Annotated in this window: 15 protein-coding genes and 1 other annotated feature; of the genes, 1 reads left to right on the forward strand and 14 read right to left on the reverse strand. The window is 40.1% G+C overall.

Translation table 11 applies throughout. The features are described from left to right. Positions 1 to 43 precede the first annotated feature (43 nt). Positions 44 to 214 carry a hypothetical protein gene (locus HWX15_RS09795; protein ID WP_254867323.1) on the forward strand — a complete coding sequence of 57 codons (171 nt, stop codon included), beginning with the start codon at positions 44 to 46 and terminating at the stop codon, positions 212 to 214. 824 nt (positions 215 to 1,038) lie between these two features. Here the strand turns inward: HWX15_RS09795 and HWX15_RS00640 are convergent. From HWX15_RS00640 to ftsW, 14 genes are all read right to left on the reverse strand, one after another. Then, a complete protein-coding gene (locus tag HWX15_RS00640) occupies positions 1,039 to 1,197 on the reverse strand; it encodes a hypothetical protein (protein WP_001808548.1) in 159 nt (52 codons plus the stop codon). A 9-nt stretch (positions 1,198 to 1,206) separates the two neighbouring features. Then, positions 1,207 to 2,517, reverse strand: coding sequence for a GTPase ObgE (gene obgE, locus HWX15_RS00645; RefSeq protein ID WP_175879956.1), 1,311 nt, complete (start codon positions 2,515 to 2,517; stop codon positions 1,207 to 1,209). 63 nt (positions 2,518 to 2,580) lie between these two features. Beyond that, entirely contained in the window at positions 2,581 to 2,715 is a 135-nt protein-coding gene (locus tag HWX15_RS00650) for a DUF4044 domain-containing protein (RefSeq protein ID WP_000863859.1), read from the reverse strand. Positions 2,716 to 2,773: 58 nt separating this feature from the next. Continuing rightward, positions 2,774 to 2,950: a PspC domain-containing protein gene (locus HWX15_RS00655; protein ID WP_025170615.1), complete on the reverse strand. Its 177-nt coding sequence runs from the start codon at positions 2,948 to 2,950 to the stop codon at positions 2,774 to 2,776. Positions 2,951 to 2,979: 29 nt separating this feature from the next. Further along, entirely contained in the window at positions 2,980 to 4,305 is a 1,326-nt protein-coding gene (locus tag HWX15_RS00660) for a glycosyltransferase family 4 protein (RefSeq protein WP_175879957.1), read from the reverse strand. Positions 4,306 to 4,320: 15 nt separating this feature from the next. Continuing rightward, positions 4,321 to 5,445, reverse strand: a complete 1,125-nt coding sequence (gene cpoA / locus HWX15_RS00665) for an alpha-galactosylglucosyldiacylglycerol synthase (protein WP_175879958.1) — start codon at positions 5,443 to 5,445, stop codon at positions 4,321 to 4,323. A gap of 33 nt (positions 5,446 to 5,478) precedes the next feature. Next, positions 5,479 to 5,808: a metal-sulfur cluster assembly factor gene (locus HWX15_RS00670; protein WP_000331929.1), complete on the reverse strand. Its 330-nt coding sequence runs from the start codon at positions 5,806 to 5,808 to the stop codon at positions 5,479 to 5,481. A gap of 14 nt (positions 5,809 to 5,822) precedes the next feature. Beyond that, positions 5,823 to 6,932 (reverse strand): RNA polymerase sigma factor RpoD, encoded by a 1,110-nt coding sequence (gene rpoD / locus HWX15_RS00675; protein ID WP_175879959.1) that lies wholly within the window; start codon positions 6,930 to 6,932, stop codon positions 5,823 to 5,825. 2 nt (positions 6,933 to 6,934) lie between these two features. Then, on the reverse strand, positions 6,935 to 8,695 hold the full coding sequence (dnaG, locus tag HWX15_RS00680; RefSeq protein ID WP_175879960.1) for a DNA primase: 1,761 nt from the start codon (positions 8,693 to 8,695) through the stop codon (positions 6,935 to 6,937). 89 nt (positions 8,696 to 8,784) lie between these two features. Next, positions 8,785 to 9,543, reverse strand: coding sequence for an ABC transporter ATP-binding protein (locus HWX15_RS00685; RefSeq protein WP_119920139.1), 759 nt, complete (start codon positions 9,541 to 9,543; stop codon positions 8,785 to 8,787). Continuing rightward, positions 9,540 to 10,406, reverse strand: coding sequence for an ABC transporter permease (locus tag HWX15_RS00690; RefSeq protein ID WP_175879961.1), 867 nt, complete (start codon positions 10,404 to 10,406; stop codon positions 9,540 to 9,542). The genes HWX15_RS00685 and HWX15_RS00690 overlap by 4 nt, the downstream gene beginning before the upstream one ends. Before the next feature lie 68 nt (positions 10,407 to 10,474). Further along, positions 10,475 to 11,479 (reverse strand): tryptophan ABC transporter substrate-binding protein, encoded by a 1,005-nt coding sequence (gene trpX, locus HWX15_RS00695; RefSeq protein WP_173212839.1) that lies wholly within the window; start codon positions 11,477 to 11,479, stop codon positions 10,475 to 10,477. Between the two features lie 263 nt (positions 11,480 to 11,742). Next, positions 11,743 to 11,960 (reverse strand) — a binding site (T-box leader). Between the two features lie 69 nt (positions 11,961 to 12,029). Next, positions 12,030 to 14,726, reverse strand: coding sequence for a phosphoenolpyruvate carboxylase (gene ppc, locus HWX15_RS00700; RefSeq protein WP_175879962.1), 2,697 nt, complete (start codon positions 14,724 to 14,726; stop codon positions 12,030 to 12,032). A gap of 24 nt (positions 14,727 to 14,750) precedes the next feature. Then, on the reverse strand, positions 14,751 to 15,974 hold the full coding sequence (ftsW, locus tag HWX15_RS00705; RefSeq protein WP_000703356.1) for a cell division peptidoglycan polymerase FtsW: 1,224 nt from the start codon (positions 15,972 to 15,974) through the stop codon (positions 14,751 to 14,753). Positions 15,975 to 16,039: the final 65 nt, after the last annotated feature.

Here is a 16,039-nt window from a genome sequence, read left to right on the forward strand (position 1 = left end):
AAATCAGAGTTGACGAGTTAGTAACTGAATTACTTAATACTCAATGAAAATCAAAGAGCAAACTAGGAAACTAGCCGCAGGCTGCTCAAAACACTGTTTTGAGGTTGTAGATAGAACTGACGAAGTCAGCTCAAAACACTGTTTTGAGGTTGTGGATAGAACTGACGAAGTCAGTTACCTATACCTACGGCAAGGCGATATTGACGTGATTTGAAAAGATTTTCGAAGAGTATGAATTACTAATCTTTCTCGAATCGCTATTGCCCTTTTTTGTCCCCTGAAACCAAGTAGGAGCTAAGACTAGCTCCCTTATCTAAGTATCGGAATACGGCTGTTCAACTAAATTTTAACAAGAACTTCTCCCCCTTCTCTCAGTTCACAGAAGCGTTTGATACATACCGTCCTATATTTCATGAACAAGACGTTTTCAGGCTAGCATCCTATCAGACAATCTATTTTAAAGATAACCGTGACTCAGGATCACTTTTATCTGTCGTTTTCTCTTTATAGTGATAGATCTCACGGGATAAGTCGTATATCTTTCCTCGTGTATATAAGATACGAGGACGTTAAAAGGTTACAGTGAAAATAAAAAATCTTAGTCCAAATTCAATTACTTTCGTGCTTTACGCATATAGGTTACGACTACTTTTTGGACTTCGGAGTTTCGCGCCCCCTTATCCGCTATATACGCCTTACTATCACATTTCTGTTCGTAGAGCCACGATTTCGCTCTCCCTTCCTCTGACGATTCTTATTTCCAGCATCAGACTTAAAACGGTCTATCCCCAGACCGTTTTAATCCGCTACCTCACGATAGTCAGGCTCGGGAATCGCTATTTGACTCGCCGATAACTTTGACATCAGATATACTATAACAAAGTGAAAAAAGAATTAAACAATTTAATTTTGAAATTCAAATCAATTTATAACAATATTTTAGAAGATATGCTGTGCTATTCCAGATTCAGTTTGATATACATCCCGTCGTACCACAAAATTCCGTGTCTGATATGGCACGGAATTTTGTTATGTTCTTTACTGAGATGGATTTTCTTTTTTAGTTCGTGCCAATCTCAGAGCACGATTTGGATTGAGACGATTAAATAGTTCTTCCAATTTCTTTTCATTCCAAACGTCTGCGGCGGAAACAAAATTACCATCCGCATCTCGGAAAGATATCGGTTTATCTCCCATACCAGTCTCCTAGTCTACAAATTCAAACTCAAATTTACCAATTCGGACCAAGTCACCATCTTTAGCACCACGCGCACGAAGGGCTTCATCAACCCCCATACCACGAAGTTGGCGGGCAAATTTCATGACAGATTCATCACGATCAAAGTTGGTCATATTAAAGAGTTTCATGAGTTTTTCACCAGAAAGTACCCATGTCGCATCGTCATCACGGCTAATTTCAAAGGCTTTCTCTTCCTCGTCAAAGCCGTAGTAGGCTTCTTCTTCCATATCAGACTCGTCATAGAGCAAGAATTCTGGTGTCTTATCTAACAATTCAGCTGTAGCATCCAAAAGCTTAGCCAGACCTTGCTTAGTCAAACCAGAAATTGGGAAGATAGCTGGTAACTCTTCAAATTCATCGTAGTGTTCAGCCAATTTTTTCTTAAATTCTTTAAGATTTTCTTGACTCTCAGGCATATCCATCTTATTGGCTACGATAATCTGTGGACGTTCCATGAGACGGAGGTTATAAGACTCTAACTCCTTATTGATAGCTAAGTAGTCCTCATAAGGATCACGGCCTTCGCTAGCTGACATATCAATGATGTGAAGGATGACACGTGTACGCTCAATGTGACGGAGGAACTGAGTTCCCAAACCAACACCTTGACTAGCCCCTTCAATCAAACCTGGTAAATCAGCTACTGCAAAGGATTCACCTGATTGGGTACGAACCATACCTAGATTTGGCACAATGGTCGTAAAGTGGTAGGCGCCGATTTTAGGTTTAGCTGAGGTAATAACACTTAAAAGGGTTGATTTCCCTACTGATGGGAAACCCACTAAACCGACATCTGCCAAGATTTTTAGTTCCAATTGTAACTCACGTTCCTGACCTGGTTCTCCATTTTCAGAGATTTCCGGTGCAGGATTTTTTGGTGTCGCGAAACGAATATTTCCACGTCCACCACGACCACCGTGGGCTACAATAAATTCTTGCCCATGTTCAATCAAATCTGTTAAAACTTTGCCAGTCTCTGCATCACGGACAGTCGTACCTTGCGGCACTCGAACTCTAAGATCCTCAGCACCACGGCCATGCATCCCTTTGGTCATTCCTTTCTCACCAGAATCAGCCTTGAAATGACGATTGTAGCGGAAATCCATCAAAGTACGCAAACCTTCGTCTACAACGAAGACGACATTGCCTCCACGACCACCATCACCACCCCAAGGACCACCATTAGGGACATATTTTTCACGGCGAAAGGCAACCATACCATCGCCACCATTACCAGCCTTGACCTTGATCTTAGCTGTATCTAAAAACATACTCATTTTTTCTTCTCACTTTAAAAAAGGGCTGGGAAATCCCAGTCACTAAATTTTCTTGAATCTATTTTATAGATTACTGAGGGCACCAATTGCAGTTGCAAAAATTCCCAATAAACTTGCTACTAGCATGATAATCACGATAAACAAGGTTATTTTCTCAAACATCGTTTTTTTACGATTTCCATTATCTCCAAATGCCATTTTTCTCTCCTTCGTTACATTCTATTTTCTATTATCTTAGCATGAATTGAGCTAGTTTTCAATAGTCACTTGCTACTGGTGCGATAATCCATAAAATGATATAAGCTACAATTCCCGCTCCGTAACAGCAAGCAAGAACACCCCATATTACACGAACAATAGTCGGATCCATATCAAAATAATGGGCTACCCCAGCACAAACACCAGCAATTTTTTGATCACTACCACTTCTCATCAATTGTTTTTTCATAGCTATTCCTCTTTCTATTCTTCATGGTCTTTCCAATAATCTCTGATGCTGATTAACTGTGTTTTTGAAGCCTTCAGCATGCGTCTAGAGCCTTTTACCGGTACAGCGACCACCTTTTGCGGTAGATACAAAACTGTCTTAAAGATACGCTGACTAACCGTATCATCTTTAGCCAAATCTTTCTGGAAGTTATTTGAAATGATGGCATCCAGATAAAACTCATGCACTCGTTTCCCAAAGTTCTCAGCTGAAATCTCATACAATTTCTCTGATAAGCTATGCTCATTCATGTCTGGTGTTGCAATCAGGGCTTCCAAAATAGCACCAGCCAAGTCATGTTCTCCATAGTACAAGGTTCCAAACATTTTATCACTGATAAGATTGTCCAGATAAGGATTTCCATGAGCAATGACAGGCGTTCCACTGGCTAAGCTTTCCAAGTAGGTCAAGCCTTGGGTTTCACTTGTCGATGCCGAGATGAAGAAATCCGCCGCCTTATAATAGAGAGCCGTCTCACTAGGAGCAATCATGCCTGTAAAGATGACGGAGTCTTGAATCTCTAGTTTCTGGGTTTGCTCTTTGAGATCATCCAGATAAGGGCCATCGCCAGCTACCACCAGTTTAACCTTGTCTTCTTCTTTCAGAACATCTGCAAAAGCTGCTAAAACTGCTTGAATATTTTTTTCATAGGAAATTCTGGAAAGGCTCAGCAACATCTGTTCATCATCTTGAATCCCTAGTTTACTACGTAGTTCTTTCAAATTTTCCTGCTTGATTTCCGGACGCTCAAACTTAGCTAATTCAATCCCTGTTGGAATGACTCGTTTTTCAACCTTGACCTTATAGTCAGATAGCAAGTCATGGACAATCTCACTCGGGCAAATGACTCCATCCACATCATGCAGGAAACCTCTTACTAAGTACTTTACCATACTAGGACGAATCAACATCCCCTTCGCAATATAGTGGACATAGTCTTCGTATTGTGTGTGATAGGTATGGATGACTGGAATCTTCAATTCACGCGCAATCCAAATCCCCAACAAGCCAAGAGAAAATTCTGTCTGAGTATGGATGATATCCAGCTGATACTGTTTAGCAATTTCCAGTGCTTTGCTGAATCCTCGATAGGCAAAGCGGCGATCCTTAAAAGCAAAGAAAGGAACACTTGGAATGCGGATAATTTGCCAATCTTCATAACGATTGACATCCTTATCTGTCGTCGTAAAGATAAAAACAGCATGCCCCTGCTTTTCAAGTTCTGTTTTCAAGGTTCGAATACTGGTCGCAACACCTGAAACCTGAGGAAAATAGGTATCTGTAAATAAACCAATTCGCATAGATTACCTCACTTTTTACTTTCTCCCTAAAGCGGCTTGTTTATCATAAAAATCCAACCAGATTTGTAACAGATGCTCTTCTGAATATTCTCTAGAAATATTCTTAGCTTTTTCTTTCAAATCTTTTAAAGCAACAGGATTCGCTTGATATTCCAAAATAGCTTCTTTCATCTCTTCTCTGTCTGCTGTCGCCCGATAATTTCCCTCCAAAATTACCTTATAAAGATCCAAATCACGCAACATAATCGGAGCTTCACAACTGGCAGCCTCTAAAATCGTCATCGGAAAGAGCTCATTATAACTAGGCAACAAGAAAAGATCCGCTAGGGCATACAACTCGCGCATCCGCTCTGGCGATACAATACCTGGAAAAATCAAATTTTTAGGGGGATTTTCCATGATTTTCTTGTAGCGTTCATAACCATCTGTCATGCCACCAAAAGAGAAACCACCGGCCCAGATAAAGGTAATCTGAGGCAATTCCTCAGCCAGACGGATAAAGTCATCAATCCCTTTACGTTTCTGAACTTGCCCAGCACCTACTACGATAAACTGTTTGTCACTAAGACCTAAATCTGTTCGTAGTCTCATCACCTCTTCTTGCGGAAGAGGATGCCATTTTTCCTTATTGACAAAATTAGGAATATAGGTCACTTTTTCACGTGGAATACCCGCTGCCACCAAATCCTCAATAAACATAGGATTGACCACCACCAAATGCTCCATCCGGTTGTAAAAAGAAAATACATAGCGTTTCACAATTCCCTTTAAGAAAAATGGAATTTTCAAACTCCCCTCAAGTGTATCAGGTAAGAAATGCACATAGCCAATTTTCCTTCCTGAGCGTTTCTTTTGAAATGTTGATAAATAATAGGGGAAATCAATTGTATGAAAGTGAGTCACATCTGCCTCTATTGGAAGATTTTCTGTAACAATCAATTGGTCCTTGGCATCACGGTGAAGAAGACGAACTAATTCACGGTAAGCACCTGAAACTCCTTGTCCTGCTACTTTCTCACTTGAACTCAACATATTGATGCGTAATTTCTTTTTTTCCATAACTACTATTATATCATTTTCTTTGAATAAAATCAGCAAAAGAAAGGAGAGACTAGAGGAAAAGATGGGAAATTTCCTCACTTTTCCAATGGTCTCTCACATGCTTTTATCTGTTTACTTAATGCCTAGGGCAATGCGGGCATAGCGACTCATTTTTTCAACTGTCCAAGCTGGATACCAGACTAATTTAACCTCAGTATCCGTTACTTCTGGCACCTCTGTCATGGCATCATAAATCTGGTCCGTCAAAAGGTCAGCTAGGGGACAACCCATAGTTGTCAACGTCATATCAATCTCTGTTTGCCCTGTGTCGCCGTCAAAACGAATCTCATAAATCAAACCAAGATTGACAATATCGATTCCCAACTCAGGGTCAATAACTTCTTCCAAGGCTGTTAAAATCCGTGTTTTGATGTTTTCAATTTGCTCTTCTGTATAAGCCATATTTATCCTCACTCTTAGTCTTCAATAAAATCACGAAGCGGTTTGCTGCGACTTGGTTGGCGTAATTTTCTCAAAGCCTTAGCTTCAATCTGACGGATACGCTCACGAGTCACGTTAAAGACTTTACCCACATCTTCAAGGGTGCGCATTTTTCCATCATCTAGTCCAAAACGTAGACGCAGAACATTTTCTTCACGGTCTGTAAGAGTATCCAAAACCTCATCCAACTGCTCACGCAAAACGATACGAGTTGTGTAGTCCACTGGATTTTCAATCACTTCATCTTCGATAAAGTCCCCAAGGTGGCTATCATCCTCTTCACCGATCGGTGTTTCAAGGGATACCGGTTCTTGAGCAATCTTCAAGATTTCACGAACCTTATCAGGTGTCATATCCATACGTTCAGCGATCTGTTCTGGTGTCGGATCTTGTCCCAATTCTTGAAGGAGATTCCGCTGTTCACGAACCAATTTATTGATGGTTTCAACCATGTGAACTGGGATACGGATGGTACGAGCTTGGTCCGCAATAGCACGAGTGATAGCCTGACGAATCCACCAAGTTGCGTAAGTTGAAAACTTGAACCCTTTAGAATAGTCAAACTTGTCAACCGCCTTCATCAAGCCCATGTTCCCTTCTTGAATCAAGTCAAGGAACTGCATACCACGGCCGACATAACGTTTAGCAATAGAAACAACCAAACGAAGGTTAGCTTCCGCAAGACGTTGTTTGGCTTCGATGTCACCAGCTTCAACTGCTAGTGCCAATTCTTTTTCCTCTTCATTGGTCAAGAGAGGAACGACCCCGATTTCTTTCAAGTACATACGGACAGGGTCATTAACCTTAGCCGAAGTTGACCCAATCAAGTCCTCGTCACTGAGTTCTGGCTCTTCTTCAGTGCTAAGAACACGCGCACTTGGATTTCCTTCGTTATCTGTGATCGAAATTCCTGCATCCTGAATCCGTTGCAAGAGATCTTCAATCCCATCAGCGTCCAAGGTAAAAGGAAGGACTAGACTAGCATTGATTTCATCATCTGTTGCTGTCCCTTTTTGCTTATGATTACGGATAAATTCTGCTACTTGTACGTCAAATGTTGTTACTTCTTTTTGTTTTGTTACCATTATTACTCCATTCTTCTCTTTTGGGAAATTAAACGTTCCAATTCTTCTAGGGCTGTATCTGTATCTCCTACATGGCTAGCTTCCTGCACCTTCTTTTTGATTCTCATATTGTCCTGATTCAAGAGAGCCTTGTTTCGAGTCATTTCTACTTCACTTAGTTCCTGCGGTGACATCTCAGCAGGCAAATCCTGAGCTAAGACTTGGTACCAAGCTCTTTCAACTTCCTCTGTCTGTTCTGCTAGAACTTCTGGAGGAAGATTGCCATACTGACCAAGCAAGTCATATAAGACCTGAAATTCAGGTGTATCAAATGCAAAGTCTTCTCGCAAGCGGTAATCGTTCAAAACAAGAGGAGATTCCATCATTCGATAAAGTAGATGGGCTTCTGCCCTCATAATAGCCGATAACTGCTTGGTGACAGGCATGGTGATTGGCGTCGGTCTGGAAACCCCTTCCATGCGATTCTGCCTTTGCGCCTGACGACTTTCATTAACAATCTGCTCAATCTGGGCATAATCAAAGGACGACAGACTGTCAGCTAAAATATGAATATAACTGTTTTGAGCAGTGATAGACTTTTCTTGAACAATTAAGGGAGCTATTTTTTCAATAAACTCAATCTGAGCCTGCAGATTTTCACTATTTTCAGGCTTGTACTGGTGAATGTAGAACTCAATCGGACTAATACGAGTTTTCGTTAATAGATAGGCCAAGTCTTCTGGACCATTTTTTTGTAGATATTCATCTGGATCCAAGTTATCAGGCATGCTGACAATTTGCACAGGTATATCACCAATTTCGTCCAGCGCTTTCAATGTCGCAGCTTGCCCAGCCTTATCGCCATCGTAAACAAGAACCAACTTCTTGGTTAACCTTTTTAGATGCTCAACATGCTCGCGACTCAAGGCTGTTCCCATGGACGCCACAGCATTTTCGATTCCAGCCCGATAGGCTGCGATAACATCCATGAATCCTTCCATCAGATAAATCTCACTGGCTTTACCAGAAGATTTTTTAGCCCTATCCATATGATATAATTCGTAACTTTTGTTAAAAATTGCAGTCGATCGGCTATTTTTATACTTAGAAGTTTGTGAATCCGTTTTCTGCCAGATACGACCTGAGAAGGCAATGACCTTTCCCTGGTCATTTGTCAGGGGAAACATAATGCGATTGTGAAAAGTGTCTACAAATTGATTGGCATCTGAGAGGTAAAACAGTCCTGAATCTAGAAAATCCTCATCACGATACTGACCAGCCAAACGTTGATAGAGATAGTTTCGTTCTGGAGGTGCTAAACCAATCCGAAAATGCTTGAGCACTTCATCTGTCAAACCACGCTGATAAAGGTAGTTTCTAGCCTCTTCCCCCATGGTCGTTGTCATGAGAATAGCATGATAAAATTTGGCAGCATCTTCGTGCATATCATAAAGAGCTTGGTGAGGTGAGGCTGGCTTCTGCTCACTATAAAGCGGTTTTTCCACCTCTATCCCAACACGCTGACCTAAGATTTGGACAGCCTCCATAAAGGGAACACCTTGGTACTCCTCGATAAATTTAAAGACATCACCAGAGCGACCACAGCCAAAACAGTGGTAAAACTGCTTGTCCTCTACAACGTTGAAAGAAGGTGTTTTTTCACCATGAAAAGGACAGAGCCCTAGATAGTTCCGTCCTGCCTTTTGTAAAGAAATCACATCTCCTATGACTTCCACAATGTTGGCATTGTTTTTGATTTCTTTAATGACTTGTTTGTCAACCATACACAATACCTCCATGTTATCATAGTTTACTTTATATAGTATACTTTATTTCAGAAAAAAAGTAAACCATTTCACTCATTTTCCCTACTTTATTCAAAGAGTTGATAATAATCAGAGATTTTCATTTTTGCTTTTTCTTCTTGTTTCAAATCTTGGATAATCCGTCCTTCTTTCATGACAATCAAACGATTGCCATATTTAAGAGCGTCTTCCATATGATGGGTAATCATAAGCGCTGTCAGCTGATCTTTCTTGACAAATTCATCTGTCAATTCCATAAGGGAAACACTGGTCTTTGGATCAAGAGCTGCAGTATGCTCGTCTAGCAAGAGTAATCCAGGTCGCTTCAAGGTTGCCATCAAGAGACTCAAGGCCTGTCTTTGCCCACCTGATAAGAACTCAATTGGCGTATTCAAGTGTTTCTCAAGACCATTTCCTACTTTTTCAATGGTCGCTTGAAATTCATCCTTATAACTAGTCAAGCGTCGTGGTAACAATCCACGCTTTTCACCACGAAACTTGGCAATCAAGAGATTCTCTGCCACTGTCATACGAGGAGCTGTCCCCATCTTTGGATCTTGGAAGACACGAGACAGATACTTAGCGCGCTTTTCTGGTGAAAACTTGGTAACATCCTCACCTAAAATACGGATAGTTCCACTGGTTAGTGATAAGGTTCCTGCAATAGTGTTAAAGAGGGTTGATTTACCAGCACCATTTCCACCCAAAATCGTGATAAAATCCTGTTCAAAAATTTCTAAGGAAACATCATTTAAAATAATCTTTTCTTCATCAAAGCCATTTTTAACGACTTTGGTTGCATTTTTTAATTCTACAATGGCTGTCATTTGCTTAACTTGGCTCCTTTCAAGATTGTTTGCTTAAATGTTGGAATCATGAGGCAGACTGCTAAAATCACGGCGCTGTACAAACGAAGGTAACTTGTATTAAAGCCAAGCGCAATAACTGCCCACACTAAGAATTGATAAGCGATAGAACCTACAACGATGGCAACCAGACGCTCTGCCAAGCTCAAACTCTTAAAAATAACTTCCCCAATAATCAAACTTGCAAGCCCCACAACGATAACCCCGATTCCTCGAGATACATCAGCATAACCTTCTTGCTGGGCAATGAGAGCGCCTGCAAGGGCGATCACACCATTTGATAAGACCAAACCCATGAGCTCCATGCGCCCAGTATGAATCCCGAAACTTCTAGCCATATCAGGATTGTCACCTGTAGCAATATAGGCTTGTCCGAGTTTGGTATCCAAGAAAAAGAGCATGAGAGCAATAACAAGACTGACAAAGATAAGACCTGTCAAAAGTTGATTCAAGTCTGAATCAAAAGGTAGAACATCCTGAATTTGCTTGGTTCCAAGCAAACCTAAATTTGCACGTCCCATAATCAAGAGCATGATAGAGTGACAAGAAGTCATCACCAAAATCCCTGATAGCAAGGTTGGAATCTTCCCTTTTGTATAAAGAAGTCCTGCTACCATTCCAGCCAAACAACCTGCTCCTACAGCAAGCAGTGTCGCTAAAAAAGGGTTCACGCCTTTGGTTATCAGAGTGACAGCAACAGCTCCCCCAAGAGGGAAGGAACCTTCTGTCGTCATATCTGGAAAGTTCAAAATCCTAAATGTCATAAAGATTCCCAGGCCTAAAATAGCCCAGACAAATCCTTGAGAAATAATGGAAACAATCATATTTTATTTAATCCTTTCTATATTCATCTTTTTAAAAAATGGGAAGAGTCTCCTCCTCCCTACCTTATTTATTCGATGACTTGTCCTGCTTCTTTGAGAACAGACTCAGGAATCGTAATACCTAGTTCTTGTGCTATTTTTTTATTGATGACTGACTTACCAGTTGAAAAGACATTGACTGGGGTATCGGCTGGTTTTGCACCTTTCAAGACTTGCGCAATCATTTTTCCAGTTGCCACACCAAGGTCATGTTGGTCAACTACAACAGATGCCAAACCACCTACTTCTACCATAGCTGTCGCACTTGGATAAATTGGTTTCTTAGAACTTTGATTGCTAGAGACAACCGTTGGAAATCCTGATGCAATGGTGTTATCAATCGGAACCCAAATAGCATCTACCTTGCTAGTCATAACAGTGACAGTTGAGGCAATTTCATTTGTTGAAGGAACTGCAAATGTTTCCACTGTCAGACCTGCTTTTTCAGCATAAGCCTTAAATTCTTCGACCTGTGTTTTTGAATTGTCTTCGCTACTTGAGTAAAGAGCTCCGATTGTTTTCACATTCGGTGTCAGAGCTTTGATGAGTTCAACTTGTTGTTGAGCTGGATTGTGGTCAGATACCCCTGTAACGTTGCCACCTGGTCTTTTCAAATCTTTAACCAAGTTAGCACCAATTGGGTCTGTAATAGCGGCCATGATAACAGGTAGGTCTTTTGTGGCACTAGCCAAACCTTGGGCTGCTGGTGTTGCGATACCAACCACAAGGTCATTCCCATTTGCAACCAATTGTTTACTCATTGTCGCAACCTTACTTTGGTCACCTTCTGAGTTCATAAAATCGATTTTAACTTGATCATCTTTATATCCTTCTTCTGCAAGTCCATCTTGGATCCCTTTATAAATCAAGTCAAGGGATGGATGGCTCACAAATTGAAGCACACCAATCTTGGCTATTTTCTTCTCATCCTTATTATTCTGAGCTTCTGATTTATTCATTGAAGAATAAATTAAGCTTCCTGCTACTAAGACTGCTAATGCAGCGATAATTCCAATTAAACGTTTATTTTTCATTCTATTTCCCCTTTTATTCCTTTAAAATACTTCACTTATCTAATACTCTTCGAAAATCTCTTCAAACCACGTCAGCGTCGCCTTACCGTAGATATATGATACTGACTCTGTCAGTTCTATCCACAACCTCAAAACAGTGTTTTGAGCAGCTTGCGGCTAGCTTCCTAGTTTGCTTTTTGATTTTCATTGAGTATAAACAAGCGACGCCATCGTTTTCTTTCCATACTAACCTCCATCAAAAAAGTCCTCACACAAAAAACTTGTGTGAGGACGTCGATGCGCGGTACCACCTCAATTATAGGGAATTTCCCTATCGCTCTGTCTCGCAATAACGAGATGCACTGTAAGGTGTGCTCACCGAATTTTTATGATTTCAAATTCTAAATAACATTCAGCCCAATTTTCATCATCATCACTTATCTGTTTTCAGCTACCACAGACTCTCTTGAAAGTTTGTACGATTACTTTTCTGAATGGTTAAATTATATCATTTTTAAACTACTTGTCAATAGTCTATTAGAATTTTTTTGATATTCACTCTTGAAAATTATCAACCTGAATTACGCAATCCTGTCGCAATTCCGTTGATGGTGATATGAATCAATCGTTCTTGATCACTGGACAATTCTCCACGACGTTGGCGTTTAATCAACTCTAACTGAATATAGTTGAGAATATTAAAGTAAGGCATACGGTAATCCAGACTAGCTTTTAGATATGGATTGTCAGCTAAGAGTTCGTCATGTCCTTCAATAGCCAAGATAACGTTCTTAGTAACTTGCCATTCATTTAAAATAGTCTCATAGATGGCCTTAACTTGCTCGTCTTCACAAAGTTTAGCATATTCAAAAGCAATATTCATATTTGATTTTGACAAAACCATATCAACATTTGAAAGAAGCGATTGGAAGAAAGGCCAATTTTGGTACATATCTCGTAAGATAGCAATATTCTCTGGATTTTTATCGATAAATTCCTTGAAGCTTGAACCAACTCCATACCATCCAGGGAACATGACGCGACTTTGCGACCATGAGAATACCCAAGGGATAGCTCGCAAACCACCGATTTCAGTAATAGTCTTACGAGCGGCTGGACGAGAACCAATATTAAAGCTTGAAATAGCCTTGATTGGACTTGACTCGAAGAAATAATCATAGAAATGATCATTACCAAAGACCAAATCACGGTAGATATCGTAACTACGGTCCACCACTTGGTCCATAATAGCTTCATAACGATTTGAGGTGTTGGTATCGCTCTTCTTCTGAGTAATCATACGGTTAATGGCTGCGGATACTAGCATTTCAAGGTTATAGTAAGCTGCGTCTTTATTACCGTATTTATTCCCAATTACTTCACCCTGCTCCGTCAAGCGGATACGATCCTTAATAGACTTGAGCGGTTGAGAGGTGATGGCTTCATAGGTTGGTCCACCACCACGACCGACAGTACCACCACGGCCGTGGAAGAAGGTAACCTTAACGCCAAATTCATCTCCAATAGCAGTCAATTGTTGTTGAGCCTTGTAGAGGGTCCAACATGATGATAGGTAACCACCATCTTTATTACTGTCAGAGTAGCCCAACATGATTTCTTGATAGTTATTGCGTGAAGCAATCCATTTCTTGGCAAGAGGAAGAGAAAGATATTCTCTCATGGTTTCTTCTGAATGGTCCAAGTCCTCGATTGTTTCAAAGAGAGGTACAATTTGAACACGGGCTCTTTCTTTATCAACTAACCCTACTTCTTTTAGCAAGATAGCCAATTCCAACATGTCAGATACGCTAGTTGCATGTGAAATAATTGTCTGACGAATGACATCATCTCCCAACTTATCTTTCAACTTACGAGCAGCCTTAAAGATTGCTAATTCTTTTTCAAGTAACTCTGATTTTTCAACATGAGTGGCAGAAAGAATACGTGGATCTTCTTCTAATTCTTTCAAGAGAAGCTGGCATTTTTCTTCTTCACTTAATTCACTATAATGCGAATGAATACCAGCTGATTTCAAGAGTTCGGCTACACAAGCTTCATGAACACTAGAATCTTGACGCATGTCAATAGATGCCAAATAGAAACCAAAAATTTCAACTGCCTGAATTAACTCAACAAAATCACCAGAAATCAGTGCTTCGCCCTTATTTTCCAAAAGGGAATCACGAATAGTAATTAAATCCTTATAAAAATCATTAGCTGTTTCATAGCGAGCCCCAACTTCCTTATCCTCAATCAGATAGGTTTTTGTTGCTTGGATTTTTGATTGAATATCAAATAAGGCACGGCGGTAAAGTTCTTTTTCACGATAAATCGAGTTATCCTTGGATTGACGAGCCATTTCTCTGACTTGCTTGCTCACATTGACTATACTGGTTGAGAGAGAAAATTCACGATAAAGTTGGTAGATCTTTTCATCATAGTAATTCATGATGACTTCACACTGAGTCATAGCAGATTGTTTCAAGGTATCTGCTGTAACAAAAGGATTCCCATCACGGTCTCCACCTATCCACATACCCATGGTGATTGGCTTAGCCTGTTTTAAATTCAACCCATGCGCTTGCGCTAAGCGCTTATACTCCGTCGTCAAGTGAGGTACAGCTTTCAAAAAGGAGCTGTTGTAATATTCCATAGCATTCGTGATTTCGTTAGTCACTTTTAATTTTTTCTCACGAATCATGTCTGTCTGCATGATAATTTCGATGTAACGGCGCAAATCATTGTGCCATTTTTCTTTATTGATCAACCCCAACTTAACATCACGGTATTTACGCAAAAGACTATGAATATGATTTGTTAAATCCAACATACTTTTGCGTTGCACTTGTGTTGGATGGGCTGTCAAAACAGGGACAACATTCAAGTGTTCAAGAATTTCAACGGCATTTTCTTTTTCAGCAACCATTTTGATCGTTGTAGATAATTTACCTAAGTAGTCCTGATCAATATTATTTTGATGATTGATTTCATAAGCTAAATCCACATCCTCTGAAATATTAATCAAAAGAGGTAAGATTGAAAAATAGCGTGAAATATAGACCATTTCATCATTTGATAAGCTAGTCACTAGACGGTTTAGACCTTGATAATCTTCTTGCGTTGATAATTCTTTCAACTGCATGATTTTTTCAAAGGTCTCTGGAGCAAGCATGTTTTTAGTAATATCTTCCAGCAATTCTGTTAGAATCAATACTTCTTCTTGCACAACACTTTTATTACTATAATTTTCTAATTTTTGAAGAGACATAGACTATCCTTTCTTTATTCTACTTCACAGAAGGTTCATTGGTTGATTTTCCAATTCTCGGTACAACTTAGCGCGTTTTTCACTGGCATCAATATTCAAGACAAAGGCCACTGCCACTGATAAGACTAGAAGACTATTCCCCCCCTGGGACAAGAAGGGGAAGGTTACTCCTGTAGATGGAATCAAGCCCGAAATCCCTCCGATATTGACAAATACCTGAACCAACATCATCCCTCCGACACCGAGTGCAACCATGGCATTGAAAGGATTCTCCGCTCGGATACCGACCAAGATAATCCTCAGAATCATGAAAAACAAGAGAGCTAAAATAAGACTGGCACCAACAAAGCCAAATTCTTCAATCACGATAGAAAAGACAAAGTCTGTGTGAGCTTCTGGTAAATAACCTCGTTTTTCAATCGAGTTTCCAAGACCTAGACCAAACCAACCGCCATTGACCATGGCAAAATAAGAATTAGATAACTGGTGACCCGCATCAGCACGATCGGCAAAAGGATTAAAAAAGGCACTAAAGCGCTTGGCTACATAGCCAAATACTGGAATTTTTGAAAAGGTCTCAACACCGATTAGGCTGATAGTGGTCAAGAAAAAGACAGAAGCGGCAGATACGAGCGCCAGAATGGTTGAAAACCAGCGATAAGCGATTCCACTAACTGTATACATAATCAAGGAAACCAAGACTAAAATAGTCGCATTCCCTAAATCAGGGAAAATTCCCAAACTTCCAATCAGAACTAGGAGAACGAATCGCCAATCATTAAAAGCACGAGGAAGCCATTGATTTTGAGTCAAAACTTGAAAATCATAAATAGCTATTTCTTCTTGCTGTTTGGAGAATCGGTGAGCCAAATACCAAATAATAATGATTTTTAAGTACTCAGCTGGCTGAATAGTTACTCCTGCAACCGAAATCCAACCGTATGCCCCGTTTACGGAAATACCAATAAAACGAGCCAAGAACAATAAAAGCATTTCTATCAATATAACTAAAATGATTAGTCGCTCATTTCTCAAAAAATCTAGTCTCAATTTATAAATTAAGGCAATCAGTATCAAACTAACAATCCAAAAGATTCCTTGGTTTCTAACCAATTGCAAGGCGCTCTTGCCTTCTTCAATTAAAATAGCGCTGGTGGTCGAATAGACCACAATCAAGCCCAAAATAGATAAAAGCAAGTAGGGAATCAAGATGGAATAATTTAATAAGTGCCTCTTACTAATCTTCATAGTATCACCACTCTACTAGGATACAGACAAATCTGTTCCAAATTCCGTTTTATTTTCTAGTTTTG

It is taken from the genome of Streptococcus thalassemiae (assembly GCF_903645285.1).
GTDB classification, from domain to species: domain Bacteria; phylum Bacillota; class Bacilli; order Lactobacillales; family Streptococcaceae; genus Streptococcus; species Streptococcus thalassemiae.

Excerpts from the sequence above, each read along its gene's own strand:
- HWX15_RS09795 (WP_254867323.1), top strand. The coding sequence starts at position 44 with ATGAAAATCAAAGAGCAAACTAGGAAACTAGCCGCAGGCTGCTCAAAA.
- obgE (WP_175879956.1), bottom strand. The coding sequence starts at position 2,517 with ATGAGTATGTTTTTAGATACAGCTAAGATCAAGGTCAAGGCTGGTAAT.
- HWX15_RS00655 (WP_025170615.1), bottom strand. The coding sequence starts at position 2,950 with ATGAGAAGTGGTAGTGATCAAAAAATTGCTGGTGTTTGTGCTGGGGTA.
- HWX15_RS00660 (WP_175879957.1), bottom strand. The coding sequence starts at position 4,305 with ATGCGAATTGGTTTATTTACAGATACCTATTTTCCTCAGGTTTCAGGT.
- rpoD (WP_175879959.1), bottom strand. The coding sequence starts at position 6,932 with ATGGTAACAAAACAAAAAGAAGTAACAACATTTGACGTACAAGTAGCA.
- HWX15_RS00690 (WP_175879961.1), bottom strand. The coding sequence starts at position 10,406 with ATGATTGTTTCCATTATTTCTCAAGGATTTGTCTGGGCTATTTTAGGC.
- HWX15_RS00650 (WP_000863859.1), bottom strand. The coding sequence starts at position 2,715 with ATGGCATTTGGAGATAATGGAAATCGTAAAAAAACGATGTTTGAGAAA.
- ftsW (WP_000703356.1), bottom strand. The coding sequence starts at position 15,974 with ATGAAGATTAGTAAGAGGCACTTATTAAATTATTCCATCTTGATTCCC.
- dnaG (WP_175879960.1), bottom strand. The coding sequence starts at position 8,695 with ATGGTTGACAAACAAGTCATTAAAGAAATCAAAAACAATGCCAACATT.
- HWX15_RS00640 (WP_001808548.1), bottom strand. The coding sequence starts at position 1,197 with ATGGGAGATAAACCGATATCTTTCCGAGATGCGGATGGTAATTTTGTT.
- ppc (WP_175879962.1), bottom strand. The coding sequence starts at position 14,726 with ATGTCTCTTCAAAAATTAGAAAATTATAGTAATAAAAGTGTTGTGCAA.
- HWX15_RS00685 (WP_119920139.1), bottom strand. The coding sequence starts at position 9,543 with ATGACAGCCATTGTAGAATTAAAAAATGCAACCAAAGTCGTTAAAAAT.
- HWX15_RS00670 (WP_000331929.1), bottom strand. The coding sequence starts at position 5,808 with ATGGCTTATACAGAAGAGCAAATTGAAAACATCAAAACACGGATTTTA.
- trpX (WP_173212839.1), bottom strand. The coding sequence starts at position 11,479 with ATGAAAAATAAACGTTTAATTGGAATTATCGCTGCATTAGCAGTCTTA.